Here is a 23,951-nt window from a genome sequence, read left to right as displayed (position 1 = left end):
ATTTTTTGAATGAAAATTGAATGAAAATCCAGAATTTAAAAAATGAAAAGAATCGATTAATTATTCAGAACTTTAATTTTATTCAATTCAATTTCAAGTTTTATAGAAGTTCCTTTTTTCAGAATTGAGTTGACTTTAAGATTTGCTGTTAGTTTTTGACTTCGATTTTTCATATTGATTAAACCGTTTTGTCTTTTCAAATTCATTTTATCAAAACCATTACCATCATCTTTACATTCAATCAAAATGGAATTCTTATTATTTCTCACATTAAAATAAATATTTTTTGCATTGCTATGTTTTAAAACATTTGTCATAGCTTCTTTAAAAATAAACATGATTTGTTTTACAAAAAATACAGAATCGTATGTGAAATTAGTTTCTTCAATTTCGGAATGAAATTGGATTTCTGAATTTTCGAATAAGTTTTCTCCAAAGTCTTTCAAATAAAAGAAAACATCATTAAAAGATTGTTCTTCATCATTGAAAAGCCAAATCATATTTTTTACATTTTCATATAAATCTGTTGATTCAGTTCTAATTTTTTGAATTTTTCTTTTACTTTTCTCATTATCAGTTTCTCGTTCTAACATGGAAGAAAGCAATGAAATATTTGCAATTTTATTTCCAAGTTCATCATGAAAATCTTGAGCAATATCTTTACGAACAGAAGATAATTCATCTTTTAATTCAGAGTTCTGATCAATAGATTTATCCAATTTTCTTTTTTTATGATAGTAAAGAGAAACTGCAATAAGAATAAAAGTAATTAAAACTGGAATTGATTTGAAATATATAGAATAATCGTTTTTGAAATAAAAAGGATTTGAATGTTTCCAATCTCCAGACAATTCTCTATATCGAAATTCAATTTCATGATATCCGGCATCAAGATCTTTAAAATCAATTTTGGATAAATCATTTTCAATTGTTTTCCATTCTTTAGATTGGTTCAGTTTGTATTGAATTATATAATCATGTAGATTTAAAATATTTATTTTTTTAAAATGAAATGTATTGTGTTTTTGTTCAATATATAAGTCAAAATTATTTTTTGGTATAAATTCATTATCATTTTGATAGATGAATAAACCGTTATTTCCTGTTACAAAAACTTTTTGATCGTGAACTAAAATATTAGAGACAATAGAAGAATTTTGTGAAGAATTTTCACCAATTCCATAGGCTTTATCATTTTTAATAAGATTTAAACCTGATTGATTTCCAACCCAAATTATTCCATATTGATCAATTGCGATATCATTTATATTTTCATTTAAAAGACCATTAATGTTTAAAATTTTTTCTTCTTTAATTTTAAAAAGACCTTTTGTTGTTCCAATCCAAATCTCATCATTTTTTAAAAGAAAATCAATGAATTTTGGATTTTTAGAATTAGAAAGTTTGCTCCATTTGTTTGTTATTTGATTAGTGTTTAAATCAACAGTGATTAATCCATCAAATTCAAATAGAATATATAAAATATTATCTCTGATTTGCGCATTATTAATTCTATTACTACGATTTTTAAAAAAAGTTTGAATTAATTTATTATTTTGATAGACTTTTACTTCATTAAAAAGTATTTTTATTTGTTGATTTTTATATTCAAAAACAAAAGATTTACTTTCTCTATTTTTAATATTTAAATTTTTATATTTTTTGTTATAATAATTTTTTGATAAGATGTCAATTTGTGATTTTTTAGGAATAATTTGAAATTTTTCACCATTATATGGAACACTTATTTTTGAAGTAACTTCATTATTTTTAAATTCATATAAATTATTTGGTGATAATATTAAATATGCTCCATCATAGTATTTAATATCTTTTAACTCCTTTTCTGTAAAAACGTCTTTTCCAAAGAATTTATTTTTTGAGTTTTTATAATGAAAAATTCCTTCACCATAGGTTGAAATCCAAATATTTTCATAAGAATCAATCAAATAATCAGAAATCATACTTGAAATTCCAATAGTATCTGAAATACAATGTAACTCTTTTGAATTTGGATTATAGGAGTAAAATTTACGTTCTCCAGCATTAATATCAAACACTAGAAAATAAAGAATTCCTTTGTGAATCCTTAATTCATAAATATTTTTTTCATTCAATTCAGGAAGTGAAATATTCTGAATAATTTTATTATTTTCTACAATTAAAATATTATTTTTTGAAGAAAGAAAATAACGATTGTCTTTTTTATAAAACGAATGTATTGGCTGATTTATAAATGGAAATATTCTTTTAAGTTTTTTAGATTCAATATTGTAGGCGAAAATTTGATCTAATTCATGCTCTCTAAATTTATAATCAGCAATGATGATGATTTCATTATCTAAAATAATTTCTTCTGTTTCAAAATGTGGAAATTCTGTAGTGACTTTTGTATCAAGAAAATATTTTTTCTCTGTTCTTTTATATAAAAAAAATCGTTTAACTTTTTCTTTTTTGGTATTATAAATACTAAAATTAGAATTATAATTATTTACATAAATTAATTCAGAATTTATAGGTTTAATTCCACTGATTTTAGGTGGAATATTTTTATAAGTTTTTATTTCATTTGTTATTTCGTTCAGTTTATGTAAACCACTTCCCCAGGTGCAGAAATAAAGGGAATTATTATTGTCTTCAAAAAAATCGATGACATAATTTGAACCATTTTTATTTTCGATATTTCTAAAATTTGTTCCATCAAAAATAGAAATACCATTATCTGTTCCAATATAAATATAGCCCAATGAATCCTTGATCATTTGATAAGTGATATCATGAGCTAAACCATCTTTAACAGTGTAATTTTTATTGAAATTAGTTTGAGAATTAATCGTAAAAATAACTGTGAAAAAAAGAAAAAATGTGATGAAATATGTCCTTAAATTAATAGTTAGCATATTTATCAATTAAATCATCTTTACTGTTTACTTGTAGTTTTTCATAAATATTTCGAGTATGTGTTTTGATTGTATTGATTGAAATATTTAACTCATTTGCAATAGATTTAGAAGTTTTACCTTTTGCAAGTAATCTCAAAACATCACTTTCTCTTTTTGAAAGCTCATTTATCAAAGGAGCTCTAAATGAATTCACAACTTTGCGAGCAATACTACTACTCATAGGAGAACCACCAGATTTTGCATCAACAAGAGCTTCTATTAATTTTTCTGGTGAAGTATTTTTATTTAAATAACCAATAGCACCAAAGCGAAGTGCATCGAAAATAAAATTAGAGTTTTCATGTACAGAGATTAAAATAATCAGAAGTTTTGGGAAGTTTTTCTTTAAAATTCGAACTCCATCAATTCCATTTACTTTTGGTAATTCAATATCAGAGAGGACTATCTGAGTTTCTAATTCTTTTATTTTTGGAAAAGCACTTTCAAAACAGATAAACTTACCTACAACTTCAAATCGTTTATCAGAATTTATAATACTTTCATAACTTTCTAATAGAATTTCATTGTCTTCTATAATTACTACTCTCACTTTCATTTTTCAAAAAAAATTTTGGGGGCAGCAAAGATACGCTTTTTATGAGGATGTTGGTGTTAAATATAAAATTATATTTATTTAAAGTATTGATAGACTTTTGAATGTGAATTAAAAATCACCCATATAGGGTTAAATGAAAATAGACGTCTTTATATAAATTTGTCACATTAGAATGAATAAATTATTCATTGAAAATCAATTTTAAATCAAAACGATTTTTGAAAATCACAATGAAAAAACATATTATCATTTTAGGATTAAGTAGTATTTTATTCTCATGTATGAATTCAACTGAAATTATAAGTCATAATCAAAGTAATTCAGAAGTAAAAGAATGTCGGATTGATTTAATAAAGATTAATTGTGATTTGGTGAAAAGTTATAATAAAGCTAAAAAACTAATTTTAGAATTTAAAGAAGTTAAAATTGGAACAAATTATACTTTAAAAAATGTATCTAGACACAATGATTCAATATTTTCAAAATTAAATGTATTAAAACAAGATTTACTCAAGATAAAAGAATTATTAGGAGAACAAAAATACAATTTAGAATTTGCTACTATTCAAAAAGTAAAAGAAAAAAATATTCTTTATAAGCAAAAGATGGAAGCAATTTCAAAGATTGAGTGGGAAGCTTTATTACTTAAAAACGATCCTGAAAGAGATATTCAAATTAACATTAAAAATGATTCTAAATTTGATATAGAATTATTCGTTTTAGAAACTCATTTATTTGATAAGTTAGGAAAAGAAATTTTTTATGTTGAAGGTGATACAATTGATGCTTTTGATTTTTTACCTAAACACCGAAGAGATTTTGTACCAGATTATTATAAAGGATCGAAGAAAATAAATCTCAATAACATAGGAGAGTATTCTATTTTGGAAAAAGCTCATGCAATTAAACAAAAATTAATAAATGTGAAGTTTAAGGAATTTTGATAATAATTTAGACTGTTTGTAGCACATGGTTTGAAAAGATCATGTGTTTTTATTTTATGAAAAGTATTGATGATTTAATATTTAAAGATTATAGAATTCAGATACTAAATTTAGAAAATCAAGGAATAGAATCGTTAAAAGGAATTGAAAAATTTAAAAATATTGAAAGATTATTTTTAGATAATAATCGAATAACAAATATTGAATTTTTATCAAATCTAAAAGAATTACAAGTTCTGGATTTAGGGAATAATCAAATTTCAAAAATTGAAGGTTTAGAAGATTTAAATCAGTTAAAATCATTAAAACTAAACAAGAATAGAATTACAAAAATTCAAGGTCTACAAAATTTTAAATTACTTGAAGAACTAAATCTTGGAGGTAATCAAATTTCGGAAATAGAAGGTTTAGATTCACTTGAAAACCTTAGAGAATTAGATCTTAGAAACAACCAAATTTCTAAAATTGAAAATTTAGAACAACTTCAAAAATTAGAATATTTAGATTTTGAAAATAATCGATTAACAGAATTAGAGAATTTAGAAAAATTAAAGAGTTTATGTTTTCTCTACATCATAGATAATCAAATTCCAAACATTGAAATATTGAAAAAATCCCCAAATCTAGAAACTGTTCATTTAGCTGGAAACCCTATAAATAAAAATAATTTAAATGAAGAGAATTATTATTTCTATATCTGTTGGTATCGATATGATTAATAATAATTATAAGGTATAAAATATAATATGAACTTAGAAAAAGACATAAAATATGCATCAGAAGTTTTAGATCCATTTCTGAAAGAAGATAGAATTTATTATTCAAATCCAATAGTTACTTCTTATGGAATTTCAGGAGGGAGTATTTATATATTAAAAGATAATGCGAAATTTTATGATTTTGAAGAAGAAAAGGAAATAAGTGATGCTGAAAATAGATGTGATTTACTTTCAATAACAGAAAATTATCCTGAACACACAAAACTGTTATTTCAATTTGAAAAAGGAAAATTGATGACTGTAAAAGTCTATGATATTCCGATGCTTATTGAGGAATTAAAACAGTCTTCTATTCAAGATTTCAATCAAAGAAAGTATTTAAATAAATCTCTGGAAATTACTTTTTCTAATAATGATGATGAAATTCAAACAAGTGTAATTATCAATAAGAAATATGAAAATCGAGAAGTGGAGAGAGTAAGTGATTATTGTGATGGAGATATCATTTGTTTATATAATTTATTGGAAACGAAACCAAAAAAAATGAAATTTATTTATGATGGTGAAAATTTTCAAATTCAAAGTTCCATAGCTTTTCCTGAATATAGAATTGAAAAAATTCAAGAAACTACTGACATTTTAGATTTTAATCCTAAGGAAATTGCATCAATTTATAATTATTTAGAATCTTTTGATGATTTAAAAATAGCAAAATCTTTAGATGTTTTAAAAGAGAATGAATCATTAAAAAATGACGTAGAAAAACGCTATTTAAATTTTATTCAATTAAGATTAAATGAAAAGAAAGCAACAATTTTTGACTATGAAAAAGCTGCTCCTACTAAAGCTGAGATTGAATTTTTCTTAGATAATGAGCGTTGGGGAAAACGATTTGATTTTATTTCATTTTCGTATTGTAATGATAACGAATCAAAATTAATTGTTGATTTAATTGGAACTGTTGTTAAAAATAATATTCACTTTATGAAAACGATCATGAAGTTTAAGCAAACCAATAATGAACAGTTTTTATCAACAGAAATAGATAAATATAAAAAGTTATTCACAGAGTCTTTAGCAAAAGAAATGAATATTTCGAAAGATGGTTGGTATTCTAAAATTTGTACACATTTATTTATTGTAAACGAAATTCAAAATATTCTTTTTGAGAAAACTTCTTTTGAGAAAGCAAATCAATCTCTTGGTCTGGAACCTTTCATGTTATATCTAATTTTTAATCAAAACAGAGGAACATACTTCGATATTTATCAGTCGGATGCGTCAGATTTGACAAAATTATTTTGGATGTTTCGAGATATTCCTTTTACAACTTGGCAAGGAGTAAAAGCAATTTTTCCTGAATCAGAACTAGCTTATAAAAGAAAAGCGAAATATAGTTTAGAAGATGATAGTGATGAAGCCTATTTAATTGAAAAATAAAATATAAAATATGGAAATTATAGAAGAAGTCGAGCTTTTCGAACATTTAGAATCTTTTGATGATTCTAAAATATTGAAAGCTTTAGAAATTATTAAAGAAAATGAAGAGTTCAAAAAAAGTGTTGAAAAGCGTTATTTACACTTTATAAGGATACGTTTAGATAATCCAAAAGCAACAATATTTGATTATTTAAAAGCCGCTCCAACAAAAGATGAAATTGACTTTGCAATAGATAAATTACAGGAAGCATATGATCAAAAAGCCATTTCTTTTGAGAATTTTAGTGATTTAGAATCTAAATTATTAGTTGACATTATTGGTGCTATTGTTAGAGATAATGTGAAGCTATTACAATTTATTTCTAAAGTAAAAAGAACAACGGAAGCATATTATATAGCTGATTTTGTGGAAGAATTTAGAGATAAATTTGAAGAAGCTATAGGAGATCAAATATTTATTTGCACTAAAGGTTGGTATTCTAAACTTTGTGTAAAAATTTATAATATTAGTGAAATTAACAAAGTAATCTTTAAGAATACAGATTTTAGTAAAGCAAACCTATCTGCAGGATTTGAAGCGTTTACGCTTTTACTAATTCTAAAACAAAATGGAGATACCAAAATTGAAATTTCTCAATCAGAATTTCCTGAATTCACAAAACTTTTTTGGATGTTTATCAATATTCCAAGAATTTATTTAGAAGACGATTCACGTCCTACTTTGCCAGATTCTATTTTATTATATCAGCGAGTTACTGCTTATTATTTGAGAAATGATGAAGCTGATTTTTATTACATAGAGAAATAAATTAATACCTAGAAATGAAAATAATAGATACACAAAGTTTAGGAGTTTCTAGTTTAAAAATTTCTCCAAATCAAGATAAAGTTGCTCTTGGATTCATGGAAGGTCCATTAAAAGTTTATGATATGAGATCAGAGAAAATATTAATGATTTATGAAGATCGTTTATTTCATTCAGTAACTACTTTAGATTGGTTTGAATCCGTAAATGAAGAATTTGTGATTGTTGGTTATGATTCTGGTTATATAAGAATTATTGATATGAATGGAGAAGATCGATTAAAATACCAAAGAAATTCATCAGATTATGGTTACCCATTTGCAGCTCAATTACACCCAGTAGATGTTCAGAAACTTAAAGTAATAAGTAATCAATCTTTCTCTATTTCAACTGATGGGGTTTATGCTAAATTAGAATTGGATATAGATAATAAAGGTTATTTTAAATATTCTAGAGCAAAAGAATATAGAAAAAAGATAGGAAGGTTTATGACAGATGTTGAAGTTTTTAACAAAGAGTATCTACTAATTATTCAATATGATTCTATATTAAAACTTCCTCAAAATAAATTTCACATAAGAGAAATTCAATATTTTCAAGATGAAACTGAATTTACAACAATTTGCAGCTTAAATGTTAATTACTTTATAACAGGGTCAAAAAATAAAGAATTGAAAATTTGGAATTCAGAGCAAAGTAAATCTATAAAAACAATAGCTCTAAATGGAATCCCATACAATTTAAATATCAAAAATGATTTTATTTTTTATATGACAACTAATAGTATTCATGTGAGAGAAAAGTCAACTTTTGAATTACTACATGAACTTGATTTTAAAGATAAAATTATTCAAAATTTTGATGTTTCAGAGGATTTAGAATTATTAATAGTTGGGTTTAAATCAGGAGAAATTTGTTTTAAGGAAATATGTATTAATTAAAATAAATATGGAAGAAAATTCAATGAATTTAGAAGAAAAAATCAATTATATATCAGAGCAATTAGATCCATTCTTAAAGGAAGGAGAAATATATTATTCAAGTCCAATAGTTACAGAATTTGGCACTTCTGGAGGTAGCTTTTATACATTAGAAGATAATAAAATTTGTTATGATTTTGATAATAAAGATGCTATTGATAATGCTAGAAGAAATTTAGGTTATAAGCAGGATTTATTCTCAATTTCTAGAGAATATTCTGAACATACAAAACTTCAATATCGATTTGAAAAAGGAAAATTAATGACTGTTAAAGTCTACGATATTCCAATGCTTTTAGAAGATATTCAAAGTAAATATCTATTTGATTTGGAACAATGCGAAGCTATAAAGCAGGAAGAAGAAATAATATTTACTGAGAAAAATGAAAAGATAAAAACAAGTATTGTTGAAAAAACAACTTTTTCAGATAGTGTTTGGGAAGATGTTTCAGATTATTGTAATCAAGATATTATTTGTTTATACAAAGCACTAGAAATAAAACCAAAGAAGCTGAAATTTATTTTTGATGGGCATAAACTTTTAGCTCAAAGTAATATTGCTTTTCCAGAATATGGAATTGAAAAAATAGAAGAAATTATAGATTTTTCAGATTTTAATTCAAAAGAAATAACTTCTATTTTTAGTTACTTAGAATCTTTTGATGATGCAAAAATAGAGAAAGCACTTTCTGTTTTAAAAGAAAATCAAGTATTTAAATTAAAGGCAGAACATCGTTATTTAAATTTTATAAAAGCAAGATTAGATAATGCAACAGCATCAATTTTTGATTTTAATCAAGCTTCTCCAACAAAAGCTGAGATTGATTTTTTCTTGAGTAATAATAGATGGATAAAATCTAAGAAAACAAAGAAAAATCCAGCTACTGTGAAACTTTCATTTTCTTATTGTAATGAAGAACAATCAAAGTTATTTGTTGATTTTATAGGTTCTATTTCAGGAAAATATGCAAAAGTTTTAAAGTTTTCAGCAGAAGCTAGAATGACTTCCAAAGAATCAGATTTAGAAAAAATAATTCGCGAAAATTTTAAACTTTTTCAATTAAATTTAGAAAAAGATTTAAATGAATATAAAGAAGGTTGGTATGGAGAAATTTTAAATTTTCTTTTTAAACTTCCATCCATTTCACAAGTACTTTTTGATAAGACAAGTTTTCTAGATGCAAATGGTTCTTTGTACTTAAAAGAATTTATTTTCTTTCTTTTATTAAAAAGTGATGATACAGGTTTATACTTTGATATTCATCAATCGGATGCACCTGAATTGACTTATTTATTTTGGATGTTTAAAAATGTACCTGAAACTAATTGGTCTGACAGTGAAGCTTATTTACCTCAAAAAAATAGATTGAAATATAAAAGAACCGCTTATTATAAAATTGGAGATTTCTCCAAATGGCAATATTTAGAAAAATAAAAAAATAAATAATAGAAATGAAACCTTATATACTATTTATGATTTCACTTTTAACATCAACAGCGATTGCACAGAATTTTGAAACAGGCTCTTATCTTGTTTCTGGAGGGAGAATAATTAAAATGGATCTTGTAAAAAGACGAAATGAATCTTTTAAAGTTTCTATTTTGACAACTGGGGGAGAAAAAGTTTATGCTTTTTACCCATTAAAAAACAATGAAGGTTCATATGCTTCAAAAGAAGATAATTTAGTTTTAACTAAAATGAAAGGTGTTTTAGTTTTATTAGAATTAGACCCAAAAGGAGCAATTGAAAATAAATTTGTTGTAGGTTTAAGTAGAAAAGATATAAAAAAAGGAAGAAAGACTTTAGGTATTAAAAGTGATTTTTTTAATGAATTTATCAATAATTCTAATAAAAAAGAATCTCGTTATTTACCAGAGTTTTATGTGAAAAATCCAACTTCTAAATTTCACCAAGAAAATGTTGGTAGAATAGTTTTTTTTTCTGAAAAACCTACTGTTGGCCAAGAGGATTTATCTAAAATAAAGACAGACTTTAAAGTTGGAGATAATATTTGGGCTGTTGCATATTTACCTTTATCATTACGATCAGGTTATTTATATAAACTTTCGAATTATTCACAAGATATTTATGGAAATATGAATTATTGGGCTTGTGTTGGTATTGATAAATTTGAAAAAGATATGTTACCAAAAGAAAATGAAATAGTTAATCAAACTACTGTTAAAACTCTATATGAAAAAGATTTAGATAAAAATTATATTATATTTCAGCTATTGACTGATAGATTAGAAAATTCTGAAGTTGACTCAGATGGAGTAGAGTTTTTGATGAAGAGGATTAATGAAAGAATGGGAAGTTACAAACATAAATTAAGAATTGCATTAACTAATGGAAGAATGGATTCAGATAAGGAATATTTTCATGGTTATATAAATTTTGATGCAAGTGAAGGAACTGAAATATACAAAGAAATGTCAAGTAATATGGCGCAAAAAATATTAGATGCTAAACCTTTACCTATTGCTGTTAGAGAAGATGTAGAATTAGAAGCTGAGATGTTACAACAAGTTAGAATTTGGGCCAGAAATAAAAATTGGTCAAATGTTGATTTTAGAAAAGCTATTATTACTTTAGATTGGCAAGTGATTAAAGATGACTATGGAAATATTGAGGGGAAATATATTGAAGGAAATATTTTGTATAAAAGTAATGAAGGTTGTGGTTATCGAAATTTTGGGTTTATTCGTAAGTATCTAGGAAGTAGTAAATATGATAAAAATTTAAGACAATATACTACCGGGCCAGTTGGTGCACTAAGTTGTGATAAAATAGAATAATTTATAAATATGCAAAGATAAAACAGATGGTTAATTTAAAACAAAGATTACAAAATTTGTATAAAAGAAAAGTACAATCTGAAATAAATAATTTTTTTAGAAAAATAGAACGATGGGTAATGAGACTTTAACATAAATTATTTTTTTAACAAACACTAATAATAAATCACCTTTTTCGGGTGATTTATTTTTTTTGAATCAAGATAACTTTGCAACCGAATTATTTGGTTTAGAACAATTAAAGCAAAATACCAAATAAATAATCTCAAATAAGTTTTAATAATTTTAATTAAATGTAATATGAAGAAATGTAAATGGTTTTTTTTGGTGTTAATATCTGTTCTGACTTTTTCTTGTAGTAAAGATGACGATGGTGAGGATATTTCAATTTATGGAAGATGGAATTTTTATAGTGTGATTGAAGAAAATGAAGAACTTTATGAACACACAACATGTGGGAAGGATTTTATGGAAATAAAAGATGATAATACACTTTGGGTAACAATGTATGAAAAGTCTTGCGAAAAAGAAGAAGGAAAAGAAGGAACATATTTGCCAGAAAAGAATGTATTTATGATTAAAGGTGAAGAAGCTGTTATCACTAAAATGAATACGACAGATTTAACATTTGAAGTTTTGATTAAATCTGAAAATGCTACAGATAAAATTATTTATAATTTTAAAAGATAAAAATTAAACACTCTTTATAAAAGAGTGTTTTTTCATTTTAATACTTTCCATAATGAAAAACGAAAAAACTCAAGAAATTATCTTAAAATTAAATATTGAAAAAGAAATAGAAAAAGAATATTTAGCAGAGACTTTAGAAGAAATTAATCAAATTTATAAAACTCCTGTCAAAAGTTTTTTAGATTCAAAAGCTTCTGTGATAAGTGCTGTTTTATCTGGTATTAAAAAAAATCCACTGAGTTATGTTCAAGTTTATGAAACAGAAGATCACTTTGCTTTCTATTCATTTTTAGTAGCACCAAAATTAGGACATGATTTTTCATTTAAAGTATCAAAAGAAATTGGTGTTGATTTAGAAAAATGTAATAATTTATTGCAACATGTAGCCACAAAAATTCTTTCAAAAGAGATTAAAATTCATATGTTTTTAGGAATTGGAATTCATCCTTTAGAAAAAGAATTTCAAACGAAGAATATGAAAGCTGTCATCATTATAAATGATCCTGTTGTGCAACCAAATGAAGATTATGAGTATAAATTGGTATTTGGAATTAATCAAGAAACTTATGATAAAATAGCAATTGAAAATGGAGGGATTTCACTTAATCCATGGGAAGATTTTATTGATTCAGAGTTTGAAGGAAATCCATCAATGATTACAAAATTATAATGCAAATGAAACAAGAATTATTTGAACAATTAAGTTATTTAAAAGATTGTAAAGGAAAAAAGGGAACTTCCTTTGAAAATTTAGGGAGAAGTATTTTTGATCAGATAAAAAATATTTTAGAAAAGGGAAATTTATATATAACGCATTTATATATTCCTAAAGGCTCGAAAGAAAATGCAGAAAAATTAGCAAAAGATCTTAGAGTAATTTTTAATGAAGAGATTCCAGAAGAATTATTTTCTTTTTATAGTTGTTTTAATGGTTTTGAGTTTCGTTATATAAATGCTCAAAAATTTTGGGAAGATGAAAAAGATGAATTAGATATTGATTGGGATTTCTTTTGTGATGATTATGAATCTCTTTCTTATCAAGATTTGTTTTATGAAGAAAATGATGATTTAAGAGAAGAATTTTTTAGTAATCTGTCTATTTATGAAGATGAATCTATTTTTGAAAAAAAACTTTCTAATCCTAATAAATTATTTCAGTATGAGTTTTATGGAGATTCATTAGAAGAATATGAGTATGGAGTCAAAAAGTTTATTCCACCTTTTGATTTTTTGTTACACCCAGAAAATGAAGTAAGACATTTAGATGAAAATGATAAATTATTTTTCTTGGATTATTATTCTGATTTTCGTCAAGTAGTCTTTGGAAGAAAAGAAGGTGAGATTTCAATTTTTGGAGCTGAAGATTATGGAGCTGATATTTCTAAATTTTCTGATAAAAATATAGAAAAGAAGGTTTTATCAAGATTGTAATTCTATATTTTAAAAAATAAATTAATTAATGAAACTTTCAAAAACAGAAGAATTATTCCTAAAAGCATATCATTACAATTGGGATGATGGTATAAAAAATCTGGATAGAATTATTTCAAATAAAGCTTGTGATAAATCTACAGCTCTTTTAATTTATTGGTTAGGTTGTCCAGAATATTATAATAAGTACCAGGTAATTCAAGAAGTTCCTGAATATGAACTTCCAGTTTATATACTTTTAAAAAAGATAGAAAAGTTAATTTTAGAAGAAAAATTCAATGAAATCATTCAATTTATTCCAGAAAAATCAGAAAGACTACCATTAGAAATACCAAAAGAATTAGGGAATATTCCAATTGAAATGACAAGACCTTCAAATGGGAAAATTCGTTCTCAAGATTTAATAGATGGTAATAATAAGATATTAAAATTATTGAAAGCTTGTCGTAATGGAGATTTAGAAACAATAAAAAAAATAATTGATAATAATGAATTTGATATCAATCAAAAAATTGATGGAAATTACTTAATTGAATTAGCAGTCATTGCTGGTCATATTAAAATTGTTGAATTTTTGATTTCAAATGGAGCTAATATTAAAATAAAAACAGGTCCTAATGGATTTACTTTACATCATTGGGCTTGTCAATCAGGGCGTCATAATATTTCGGAATTATTATGTAATAAAGGGTTACATATTGATGTAAGCGCTAAATGGAAAAGAACAGCTTTACATCAAAATGTATATTATGAAAATGATAATTGGGTAACATCTAAAATGTCAGTTACACTTGAATTTTTATTGGAAAAAGGAGCAAATCCTTTTCTTAAAGATATAGATGGTTTAGATGCATTTGATTTAGCTAAACTAATAAAAAACGATGCAGCATTGGAAATTTTAAACAAACACATAGCATCTAACATATAATATTAACATGCTCTTTTATTTATAATAAATACTTGATGTATCATAAAATTAATCAAATAGAATATTTAAAAGATTGTAAAGGAATTAAAGGAAGTATTTATGAAAATTTGGGAGAAAATGTTTTTAATCAGATTAAAAATATTGTATTAAATAAAGATTTATATATAACGCATATTTATATTCCTAAAGGTTCAGAAGAAATTGCTCAAAATTTATCTGAAATTCATAAAATTATTTTTAATAAAAAAATAAATGAAGGTTTGTTTTCTTTTTATAAATGTTTTAATGGTTTTGAATTTCGTTATGTGAATGCTAGGAAAATGTGGGAAGAAGAAATTAATTTAAAAGCTGAATTTAAAGTACTGTCTTTCGATGATCTATTAAAAAATGATTGTAAAGATTTAAGAAAAGAGTTTTTGGAAGGTTTAGGGGTTTACGAAAACGAATCTCCTTTTGAGTTTAGATTATCGGATTCAAATTATTTATATGATTCAGGTTTTTATGATGGAATTGAAGAAGAATTGGAGTATAGCAATAGAAAATTAATTCCTCCTTATGATTTTTTATTTCATTCTGGAAATAAGATTCAATCCACAAATAGAGGTGAACAATTGTTTTATTTTGATTTTTATTCAAATTTCAGTCAGATATTATATGGTGAAAAAAATGACAAACATGTGTTTTGGCAATCTGAAAATTTTGGAACTCATATAACGAATAGTTTTAGAAAAGAAGAAGAGAAGAAAATAATAGAAATTGTATAAAAATATAAAATGGAATTTTTCAAAAAAATAATAAATAAAAAAACAGAAGAACAAAAAAAGTTTGAGGAAGGATTAAATTTAATGGATTTGGAAATGTATGAATCTGCAATAAAATATTTTGATGAAGCTTTAGAATTGAATCCAAAATTTTCACTTGCTCACATTTATAAAGCAGTTTGTTATCTAAAAGAAGGGAAATCAAATAAAGCAAAAGAAAGTCTTTTAGAAGCAATAAAAATAGATTTTAGAGATAGTTCACCATATTTTCATTTAGGGAATATTGAGAGAGTAGAAGAAAATTATAAAGCAGCTATTCAATCCTATAAAAAATCAGAAGAATTTCTAAAATCAGAAGAATTCAAAGATGTACTTTTTTATAATATAGGTAAATCAATTTTAGATGAACTTGAAGAAAATGATGAAGATTATGAGTATGAGAGGCAAGATAAAATGCGAGAAGAGGCTAAGTCATATTTTATAAAAGCTTTAGCTGAAAATCCAAAACAATTTCAAGCAAATTATGAAATGGGTAATATTTATTTCTATTATTTAAACTCTCGTCAAAAAGCAAAAAAATATTTTGAAAAAACCTTAAGAATTATAAGTGATCTAAATATACCAAATCATTACAAACTAAATTCTTATAGATGTTTAGCAATTTGTGAAGCCATTGAAGGTAATTTTGAATTAAGTCTGAAATATGTAGAAATATCATTGAAATTAGATTCTTTTTCTGTTTATTCTTACTCTGGAGATATTGATTTGATGGAAGTAATGGAAAAAAATCCAGATTTTGAAAAGGATTTGAAGTCTCTTTTAAAAAAATACGAAAACTAAAAATGTCAGACTTAACTAAAATACAAATAGTTCAAAAAAAGAATAGTTTTCAATTTAGAATTGAGAATATTCATCCTGATGTAAATGTTGGGTGGTTAGAAAATCAAAATGAGCAAATTATTTTCAAAACAGGTTTGTTTATTTTGTTAGATTATTTTGAACAATGCGAAATGATGAATCATCAGATATATAATAAATTAAGAGCAGTTTTGTCTCAATATTTAAAAGATGATTCGGAATATTATGAGGAAGCTTTTTTGACAGAATTTGGTTGTTATTATTTTGATGATTTTATGGAAGAATTACTCGAATTTGCAAAGGTATCTAATAAAGGGAATTATGATTATTGGGAAAAGAAATTTTCGAATACAATTAGTGAAAATGAAAACTATCCTTTTATCACTTTAAAATTAAAGTTTAAAAAGGAAATGATTGACTTTAGTGTTGAAGAGATAAATGATATCTATTACTCAACTTTAGATGCTAATTTGGTTAATTGGATTTAGTAATTTTTGAATAGCTCAGTTTTCACTGGGATTTTTAATTTATAAAAAAGCGAAATAAAATGATAAGTGTAAAGGTGGTTCAAAAGGAATATATATTTGGAATACAAATGGATAATTTTCCATATGATATAAAAACAGATTGGATTGATAATGATTTAAAATATAGTATTTCAAAAATTGGATTGTATGTTTTGATAGATTTTCTGAAGCAACAAGAAAATTTGAATAATGAAATTGTTATTAAATTAAGAAATTTATTTAGTTCAAAATTGAAAATAAATTTTGAGAAAGATAATCCTAAATATGACTTAATTATAAACATGGATAATGATGATCTTGAAAAAGTGGTTGTGTATTCCGTAGTATTAAATGCTTATGGCAGTTTAGATTATTTAAAAAATACATTAACTAATATTTCAAATTTGAATGGTATTGATGGTAGATTCACCATTAAATTAAAATTAAATGAAGCTTTAATTGATTTGGATAATGTGAGAAAAGTTGACGTTTATAAAAGTGCAATTGATTTAAATCTGATACTAGAGTAATTAGATATGAATCAAACAGAAATATGGCTAAAAAAGGGAATTTCTTTTTTAGATTTAGCAAATTATTCTCAAGCTAGACAATATTTTGATAAAATAATTGAAATTGATAATTCTAATGTTTTAGCAAATTATCATAAAGCTATTTCTTATGTCCGAGAATCTAATGATAGCTCTGCGAAAGAATTTTTTTTAGAAGTTTTAAAGCATGATTTAAAAAATGGATTGACTTACATTCATTTGGGAAATATAGAAAGAAAAAACCAAGAATATGAAAATGCAATCAATTATTATAGAAAGGCAATTTTATATTATAATGATGAACATATGGATTTACTTTATTTCAATTTTGGAAAAAGTATTTTAGATTATTTGGATTTTTTAATTGATTATAATTCTGATGAAGAAATAGATAAGTTGAAATTAAATGAAGAGGCATTAAATGCTTTTATCAAGGTGATAGATATAAATCCAACCAATGATAAAGTAATTTATGAAGTTGCGAGTTTATATTTTTACGAGTTTTCAAATTATCAGAAAGCGAAAAAATATTTTGTTCAATTATTAGAAATATTGAACGAAAATAATAAACAAATTTCTTTAAAAAAAATGGTTTATCCATGTTTGATAATTTGTGAATCATACTTAGGAAATTTTGATCAAAGTATTGATTATATAAAACAAGGTTTACAAATTAATTCCAATTTAATTAAGATTTTAAAAAGAGATTCGATTTTTAAGTCCATTTTGAAAACTAATGATTCATTTAATTCTAAAATTGAAAATTTAAGTTAGAAAATGAATAAAATTGATTATTGGTTAGAGAAAGGAATACATTTTTTTAATATAGGAAGTTACTACCAATCAAGAGTGTATTTTGATAAAATTCTTGAAATAGACGCGACGAATTATGAAGCATTAAATCATAAAGCTTTATCATATCTACATGAAAATTTAGATGAAATGGCAAAACAATGTTTTTTTCAAATTTTAAAAAATAAACCTGAAAGTGTTTTGACTTATTTATACCTTGGTAATATTGAGAAAAAGAATAATGATTTTGAAAAAGCAATTTTCTTTTATGAGAAAGCAATTGAATATATAACAGACGAAAACTACCAACATATTTTATATTACAATCTAGGAAAAGTTCTTTTGGATAGAGTTGATGAAATTGAATTTTCTGATGATAATTCTGAAGTGGAAAAGATGAGAGAAAGAGCTGAAAAATGTTTTCAAAAATCAAGAGAATTAAATAAATAAAGAATATGAAAACAGTAAACGATTTATTAAAAGAAAATCCAAATTTTGGTATTTCAGGTTGTGTTTTAGATTTATCAAATCAAGGTCTAACTTCTTTGGAAGGATTGGAAAATTACGAAGATGTTTTTGAAACTTTAGATTTATCCGGAAATGAAATTACAAAAATCGAAAATCTAGATAAATTTAAAAACCTTCTTACATTATTGTTAGAGGATAATAAAATTGAAAAAATTGAAAATATTTCTACTCTTTCAAATTTAACGTATTTAGAATTATCGAATAATAAAATTACAAGAATTGAAAATTTAAATCATCTTTCAAAACTAGAGGATTTATATTTAATAGAAAATCAAATTTCTAAGATTGAAAATATAGATAAATTATGTCAATTAGTAAGTTTGAATATCAATTTTAATCAAATTACGAAGCTAGAAAATTTACCTAAATCTGATCGTTTGTTTGAAGTTTTATTAGAAGGGAATCTCATTGAGAAATTAGAGAATTTAGAAGTTTTAAATGTTAGTGAAGTTGCTTTAGATCTAGAAAATAATCTAATAAGTAAATTAGAGAATTTGGATGGAATTTCTTTACAAAGTCTTAATCTATATGATAATAAAATCAAAAGAATTGAAAATATAGAAAAATTTGATGTTGCAGAATTGGTTTTAGGTGGAGACAAAATGGAAATCGAGAATCCTGAAGAAGCTGAAAAATATGATTTTATGATTAGAATTTATTAAAAAATGAAAACGATAAATGATTTATTAAAAGAAAATCCAATTTTTGGTGTTTCAGATTCTGTTTTAGATTTATCAAATCAAGGTTTAACTTCTTTGGAAGGGTTGGAAAATTACGAAGATGTTTTTGATACTTTAGATTTATCCGGAAATGAAATTACAAAAATCGAAAATTTAGATAAATTTAAAAAACTTAAAAATTTAGATTTAAGAAATAATAAAATTCAAACAATTGAAAATCTTACAGAGAATATAAATTTAAGAATATTAGATTTCTCGAAGAATCAAATTGAGAAAATTCAAAATATAAACCATCTTTCAGAATTAGGGTATTTATATTTATCTGAAAATCAAATTTTTAAAATTGAAAATCTTTCAAATCTCAATCTTTTTACATTGGATCTTTATGGAAATCCAATTCAAAATCCAAAGATAATTGAAGATTTAAATGTAAGAGGTATAGTTATTTTAACTGGTAAAATAGAAATATTTAATATCGATGCTGAAGATCAGTATGCACGATATATAGGAATTTATGAATGAAAACAGTAAATGATTTATTAAAAGAAGATCCAGATTTTGATTTTTCTTGTAGAGTTTTAGATCTCTCAAATCAAGGATTGACTTCTTTGAAAGGAATAGAAAAGTTTAAGAGCCTTGAATATTTAACAGTTTATAAAAATAATATATCTAAAATTGATTATTTAGAGAAATTAACTTCTTTAAAACAGCTTGTTTTAAAATGGAATCAAATATCAAATATTGAGAATTTAGATTCTTTAGATAATTTAGAGATTTTAGATTTAAGTATGAATTCTATTTCAAAAATTGAGAATTTAAATCGATTAGAAAATTTAGAGATTTTGAGTTTAGGAGCAAATAAGATTAAAAAAATAGAAAATTTAGAATCTTTTAAACATTTAAAAATTTTAGAATTAGATTCCAATGAAATTCATAAAATCGAAAATTTAGAATTTTTAGAGAATCTTGAATCATTAAATCTTGATTATAATGATATTCGGAAAATAGAAGGAATTCAGAATTTAAAAAATTTACAGAACTTATCTCTTAATTCCAATTTAATTGAAAAAATCGAGAATTTAAAAAATTGTAAAAAGCTTTTGAATTTAGATTTAGCAGCAAATTGTATAAGTAAAATTGAAAATTTAGAAAACTTAATTGATTTGAAGTCTTTGGAATTATATGAAAATAAGATTTCTAAAATTGAAAATCTAGAAAATTTAAAGAAATTGGAACAATTAAATTTAGAATTCAATGAAATTCAAAATAAAGAAAACTTAGATTATTTAGAAAGTTTAATAAAATTAAACTTGGATTATAATCCATTTAATAATAAGAATGAAAAATAAAATAAATAGTTTATTAGCAACATCAGATTCAGATTGCTATCAAGAAGCGTTTCAGTTAATTATTCAAAATAAAGAATTGCTAAAAGAAGTTTATCCAATGGTTTTTTATGTTTTAAGAAAAATTGATAATAGTCCTTTTGGTTTGGTTATTCAACATGAAATAGCAAATGAATTAAATGAAATAATTGAAATTTTTGCATCATCAAATGACTCATTAAAAGAGGAAATTAAGAAATGTGGAGAGTCTTTACATTTATTATTTTCTGAATTGGATTGGAATGATGAAGAAGTTTTTAGAGAAGCAATTTCTGATTTTGAAACATATCAAAAAGAATATGAATCAATATTAGGAAAACAATTAGTTTCAGCATATAAATTTATTGTTGAAAAGGGAGAATATCACTTATCAGGAGAATTGTTAGCATTTTATCGATTATTGATTAAATACGATGAAATGAGTTTTGAAAATAAAGTTGATTTTACAGAAATTCTATATGGTCAGCATGATGAAGATAGATTGAAAGAAGATGTTTTAATTGGGTTGAAATATATTGAAGAAATTGTTGTAAAAGAACCAAATAAAATTATTTATTATTATCATTTAAAGGGATTGATGTATGAATATAATTTAGAGGACGAAGAAAAATCAAATGAGGTTTTTCAAAAGTGTGTTGCTATAAAAGTAACAGCATTTGAAAACAATCCTGTTATTAAAAATTTAAATGAAATATTAAAAGAGTTAGATTGGCAAGGCAGACCAATTGAAGAAAAAGAAAAATATTTAAAGATTGGTGAAAATATAATTAATGAAAGTAAAGATTCTAATAATCTTGATTTTTTATGGGAAAAAGCATGGTTTCAATATAGGTATGCTGAAAATAAAGAAGATGCTTTTAAAACATGTTTATTAATAAATGAGTTGGATAAAGAAGAAATTTATAAACATTTAACAGAAATTATTTTAGAAGATTAATGATTCTAATATTTAAATTATGAAAATCAGAAGAAATTGTTTTATGAGCCTTTTCATAGGTATTAATTTAGTTTTTTTCATATTTCTTGTACGAATAATAAACCTGAAAATAGTTTGACTAAAAAAGAAAAGATAGAAATAAAATCTTCTATAATTATGAAGAGTTTTATGTCAAAAAAAGGAATAGAAACGCAACGAAAAGAATATTACATTACTTATCAAAGCAAAAATTATTTTATAAAACTTTGTGAAAGCAATATTGAAAAAGAAACTTTAGAAAGTTATTTTTTGAATGATGAGAGAATATCTAAAATGTTTTCTATGGAAGTAGAGATTAAAAATGGTTTTTGGGACATTTGTGAAAGTAAAAATGAGAATTTTCAAAGTAGAATTGGAGATTATATTATTATTGATAAAATTAATCATTAATTATAGAACTAGCTGGAATGTTTCAAAGATATAACACCATTGGTCCGATAATTTTATTACCTAAAAAATATGCTTGTGAAAAATGGTCTGGACTGTATGCTTTAAAATCTGATTTTGAAAATTTAGATTTTAATCAAGTTGTTTCTAGATTTGAAGAAAAAGGAAAAATGGTAGTTTCTTTTAATTATTTAAATAGAGAGTTTCTTGCTTTTGATATTTTTGATCATCAAGAAGTTGATTTTAGTTTGATTGAAATGGATGAAATAATTTATATTCTTAGATATTGTATGGAATCTGATAAGGAAATTATTCAATCAGAAAAATTGAGAAATATTGAAAGCTGGGAACTTGATTTCGAAATTGAATTTTCTACAGAAGAATATTTATTATTTGATGCAGGAATCAATTTTTTTGAATTAGAATTAGACGAATTTCCTACTTTATTTCTGGAACAAGGAAAATATAAAATCGAAACAAAAATATTGAATGAAGATTTATCTGAGTATGTTATTCATAAAATAGAAAGAATACTATGAAATTTTGAAGCTAAAAAAATCACCTGTTTTGTGTGAAAAATAATTATTTTCTTTTTAAGAGATTTGCTCAATTATTAACTAATCAAATGTGAAATTGATTAGTTATATGTTTAACCGTTATGTTTAAAAAAATAGACGGATTATTTAAATTGATGAATAAATTAATAAGATGATTTTTATAAAAAACATTAAAAAAATAGTATTAGGATTAAGTTTCATTGGACTTTTATTTTCGTGTAAGAGTAAGATAGTTTATAATGATGAATGTGGAACATTGAAAGATTTTAGTATTGATGAAGCATATTGTTTGAAATATAATTTACCAGCGCAAACATTTTCCTTAAAATATCCATCAGATTTGGAAATTGAAACTCAAGAAAATTATCGATCACCAAATTATGTCGGTTTTTTTAAATATGATAAAGATTCAATTCTAACTGAATCATTATCTGTTGGAAAATATCATGGTGTTTCGGAAGTTTCAGGGAAAAAATCAAGAAATAAAAATTTCTTAGGAATCACTAATGAATCTTTATTGACATCTTTAATTAATCAATTCAGAGTTCCAGGACACATAGAAATAGTTGATGTTGAAATGGCTAATGGAACTTTTTTAGAATCTGATCATTTTATCGCAACTGCATTTTTAAAATCAAAGGAAGATTATAGCGGTTTTAAAGGAAAATATTTACTTCAAATTGTAATGAAAGCGACAACTTCTTTGGATAATAAAGGAGTTTTATTGGTTATGATTGCAAGAGATGATACAGAAATTAAAGGTTTCAAAGATTTTGAATCAAAGGGATGTATTTCCCCAATTGTTCAGTCTTTTGAATAGAGAATTTTATGAAAACGATTAATGATATTCCAAATTTAGATTATACTCAAGAAATTTTAGATTTATCTTCTATGGAAATTGATTCTTTGGAAGGAATTGAAAAATTTCAAAATTTAAAAGTTTTGGTTGCTCAAAATAATAATATTAGTGAAATAGAATTTCTTAATAATTTATCAGAGCTAAAAACTTTGATTTTAAGTGGAAATCATATTTTAAAAATAGAAAACCTAGAAAAGTTAGTTTCATTACAATATTTAGATTTATCTGAAAATAATATCTCAAATATTGAAAATTTGGAATATCAAAATAAACTAGAATTTTTAGATCTCACTTATAATAAATTAGATAGTATTAGAAATTTAGAATGTTTGATTTCATTAAAATATTTAAACCTATCGAATAATAATATTTCTAGATTAGAAAATTTAGATAACCTTAAAAGTCTAGAGAAACTTTATTTATACACTAATTCCATTGAGAAAATTGAAGGTTTAGATAATTTAGGACAACTTAAAGAATTGGATTTAGATCACAATTCAATTTCTAAACTAGAGAATTTAGATAAACTGATTCAATTAGAAGAATTAAGTTTATCTGGAAATACAATTAAAAAGATACAAAACCTTAGTAATCTAATACAATTACAGAGATTACATTTAAAGGCTAATGAGATTACAGAAATCGAAAATATTGAGCATTTTACAAATCTTGAAATTTTAAGTTTAGAAAAAAATCCTTTTAAAATAAAAGATAAAGAGGAACTAATAAATAGATATACTTATGATTTTCGTATTTAATTTATTCTTTTGAATTTTAAAAAAAAAATAAGGATTTCTTATCTCCTCTACTCTATCAAATTTAGATTTAATCAACATCGAAAAATTCAATAATTACTAATTTTTTTAGATAAACAAACTCA

The 23,951-nt window shown here is 23.9% G+C and carries 27 protein-coding genes; 25 read left to right on the top strand and 2 right to left on the bottom strand.

Going from position 1 to position 23,951, the window contains the following annotated elements:
- Positions 1-56: 56 nt before the first annotated feature.
- Together I0K12_RS15450 and I0K12_RS15445 are read right to left on the bottom strand one after the other, a co-directional pair.
- Positions 57-2,900, bottom strand: a complete 2,844-nt coding sequence (locus I0K12_RS15450; RefSeq protein WP_196889042.1) for a histidine kinase — start codon at positions 2,898-2,900, stop codon at positions 57-59.
- Positions 2,887-3,498 carry a response regulator transcription factor gene (locus I0K12_RS15445; RefSeq protein ID WP_196889041.1) on the bottom strand — a complete coding sequence of 204 codons (612 nt, stop codon included), beginning with the start codon at positions 3,496-3,498 and terminating at the stop codon, positions 2,887-2,889. Before I0K12_RS15445 ends, I0K12_RS15450 begins: the two co-directional genes overlap by 14 nt.
- 230 nt (positions 3,499-3,728) lie before the next feature.
- On the opposite strand from I0K12_RS15445, the gene I0K12_RS15440 reads away from it, so the two are divergent.
- The 25 genes from I0K12_RS15440 (at position 3,729) to I0K12_RS15320 (ending at position 23,829) form a co-directional block, all read left to right on the top strand.
- Positions 3,729-4,442, top strand: a complete 714-nt coding sequence (locus I0K12_RS15440) for a hypothetical protein (protein ID WP_196889040.1) — start codon at positions 3,729-3,731, stop codon at positions 4,440-4,442.
- Between the two features lie 41 nt (positions 4,443-4,483).
- Positions 4,484-5,161, top strand: coding sequence for a leucine-rich repeat protein (locus I0K12_RS15435; RefSeq protein ID WP_196889039.1), 678 nt, complete (start codon positions 4,484-4,486; stop codon positions 5,159-5,161).
- Positions 5,162-5,188: 27 nt separating this feature from the next.
- Complete coding sequence (locus I0K12_RS15430; RefSeq protein WP_196889038.1) at positions 5,189-6,601, top strand: hypothetical protein; 1,413 nt, start codon at positions 5,189-5,191, stop codon at positions 6,599-6,601.
- 10 nt (positions 6,602-6,611) lie between these two features.
- On the top strand, positions 6,612-7,409 hold the full coding sequence (locus I0K12_RS15425) for a hypothetical protein (protein ID WP_196889037.1): 798 nt from the start codon (positions 6,612-6,614) through the stop codon (positions 7,407-7,409).
- A 14-nt stretch (positions 7,410-7,423) separates the two neighbouring features.
- Complete coding sequence (locus I0K12_RS15420; protein WP_196889036.1) at positions 7,424-8,347, top strand: hypothetical protein; 924 nt, start codon at positions 7,424-7,426, stop codon at positions 8,345-8,347.
- Between the two features lie 7 nt (positions 8,348-8,354).
- Positions 8,355-9,821, top strand: coding sequence for a hypothetical protein (locus I0K12_RS15415; RefSeq protein ID WP_196889035.1), 1,467 nt, complete (start codon positions 8,355-8,357; stop codon positions 9,819-9,821).
- A gap of 38 nt (positions 9,822-9,859) precedes the next feature.
- Positions 9,860-11,185 (top strand): hypothetical protein, encoded by a 1,326-nt coding sequence (locus I0K12_RS15410; RefSeq protein WP_196889034.1) that lies wholly within the window; start codon positions 9,860-9,862, stop codon positions 11,183-11,185.
- 300 nt (positions 11,186-11,485) lie between these two features.
- A complete protein-coding gene (locus I0K12_RS15405; RefSeq protein ID WP_196889033.1) occupies positions 11,486-11,875 on the top strand; it encodes a hypothetical protein in 390 nt (129 codons plus the stop codon).
- Positions 11,876-11,927: 52 nt separating this feature from the next.
- Positions 11,928-12,545 (top strand): hypothetical protein, encoded by a 618-nt coding sequence (locus I0K12_RS15400; protein ID WP_196889032.1) that lies wholly within the window; start codon positions 11,928-11,930, stop codon positions 12,543-12,545.
- Between the two features lie 5 nt (positions 12,546-12,550).
- The gene (locus I0K12_RS15395; RefSeq protein ID WP_196889031.1) at positions 12,551-13,306 is read left to right on the top strand and encodes a hypothetical protein; all 756 of its coding nucleotides are present in this window, start codon (positions 12,551-12,553) and stop codon (positions 13,304-13,306) included.
- Between the two features lie 28 nt (positions 13,307-13,334).
- On the top strand, positions 13,335-14,234 hold the full coding sequence (locus I0K12_RS15390; protein ID WP_196889030.1) for a DUF4274 domain-containing protein: 900 nt from the start codon (positions 13,335-13,337) through the stop codon (positions 14,232-14,234).
- 35 nt (positions 14,235-14,269) lie between these two features.
- Positions 14,270-14,998 carry a hypothetical protein gene (locus I0K12_RS15385; protein WP_196889029.1) on the top strand — a complete coding sequence of 243 codons (729 nt, stop codon included), beginning with the start codon at positions 14,270-14,272 and terminating at the stop codon, positions 14,996-14,998.
- Between the two features lie 9 nt (positions 14,999-15,007).
- Positions 15,008-15,835 (top strand): tetratricopeptide repeat protein, encoded by an 828-nt coding sequence (locus I0K12_RS15380; protein ID WP_196889028.1) that lies wholly within the window; start codon positions 15,008-15,010, stop codon positions 15,833-15,835.
- Between the two features lie 2 nt (positions 15,836-15,837).
- Positions 15,838-16,341: a hypothetical protein gene (locus I0K12_RS15375; RefSeq protein ID WP_196889027.1), complete on the top strand. Its 504-nt coding sequence runs from the start codon at positions 15,838-15,840 to the stop codon at positions 16,339-16,341.
- A 59-nt stretch (positions 16,342-16,400) separates the two neighbouring features.
- Positions 16,401-16,889, top strand: a complete 489-nt coding sequence (locus I0K12_RS15370) for a hypothetical protein (protein ID WP_196889026.1) — start codon at positions 16,401-16,403, stop codon at positions 16,887-16,889.
- Positions 16,890-16,895: 6 nt separating this feature from the next.
- The gene (locus tag I0K12_RS15365; protein ID WP_196889066.1) at positions 16,896-17,681 is read left to right on the top strand and encodes a tetratricopeptide repeat protein; all 786 of its coding nucleotides are present in this window, start codon (positions 16,896-16,898) and stop codon (positions 17,679-17,681) included.
- A gap of 3 nt (positions 17,682-17,684) precedes the next feature.
- Positions 17,685-18,149, top strand: coding sequence for a tetratricopeptide repeat protein (locus I0K12_RS15360; protein ID WP_196889025.1), 465 nt, complete (start codon positions 17,685-17,687; stop codon positions 18,147-18,149).
- A 5-nt stretch (positions 18,150-18,154) separates the two neighbouring features.
- A complete protein-coding gene (locus tag I0K12_RS15355; RefSeq protein ID WP_196889024.1) occupies positions 18,155-18,889 on the top strand; it encodes a leucine-rich repeat protein in 735 nt (244 codons plus the stop codon).
- Positions 18,890-18,892: 3 nt separating this feature from the next.
- The gene (locus I0K12_RS15350; protein ID WP_196889023.1) at positions 18,893-19,429 is read left to right on the top strand and encodes a leucine-rich repeat protein; all 537 of its coding nucleotides are present in this window, start codon (positions 18,893-18,895) and stop codon (positions 19,427-19,429) included.
- The gene (locus I0K12_RS15345) at positions 19,426-20,256 is read left to right on the top strand and encodes a leucine-rich repeat domain-containing protein (RefSeq protein WP_196889022.1); all 831 of its coding nucleotides are present in this window, start codon (positions 19,426-19,428) and stop codon (positions 20,254-20,256) included. The genes I0K12_RS15350 and I0K12_RS15345 overlap by 4 nt, the downstream gene beginning before the upstream one ends.
- Positions 20,246-21,229: a hypothetical protein gene (locus I0K12_RS15340; RefSeq protein ID WP_196889021.1), complete on the top strand. Its 984-nt coding sequence runs from the start codon at positions 20,246-20,248 to the stop codon at positions 21,227-21,229. The genes I0K12_RS15345 and I0K12_RS15340 overlap by 11 nt, the downstream gene beginning before the upstream one ends.
- A 156-nt stretch (positions 21,230-21,385) precedes the next feature.
- Positions 21,386-21,658, top strand: a complete 273-nt coding sequence (locus I0K12_RS15335; protein ID WP_196889020.1) for a hypothetical protein — start codon at positions 21,386-21,388, stop codon at positions 21,656-21,658.
- Positions 21,659-21,675: 17 nt separating this feature from the next.
- Positions 21,676-22,194, top strand: coding sequence for a hypothetical protein (locus I0K12_RS15330; protein ID WP_196889019.1), 519 nt, complete (start codon positions 21,676-21,678; stop codon positions 22,192-22,194).
- Between the two features lie 169 nt (positions 22,195-22,363).
- Positions 22,364-23,032 (top strand): hypothetical protein, encoded by a 669-nt coding sequence (locus I0K12_RS15325; RefSeq protein WP_196889018.1) that lies wholly within the window; start codon positions 22,364-22,366, stop codon positions 23,030-23,032.
- Positions 23,033-23,040: 8 nt separating this feature from the next.
- A complete protein-coding gene (locus tag I0K12_RS15320; RefSeq protein WP_196889017.1) occupies positions 23,041-23,829 on the top strand; it encodes a leucine-rich repeat domain-containing protein in 789 nt (262 codons plus the stop codon).
- Positions 23,830-23,951 lie beyond the last annotated feature (122 nt).

Origin of the sequence: Aureivirga sp. CE67, assembly GCF_015767245.1 — a bacterium.
GTDB lineage: Bacteria > Bacteroidota > Bacteroidia > Flavobacteriales > Flavobacteriaceae > Aureivirga.
This window is presented reverse-complemented; position numbering and strand designations above follow the sequence as displayed.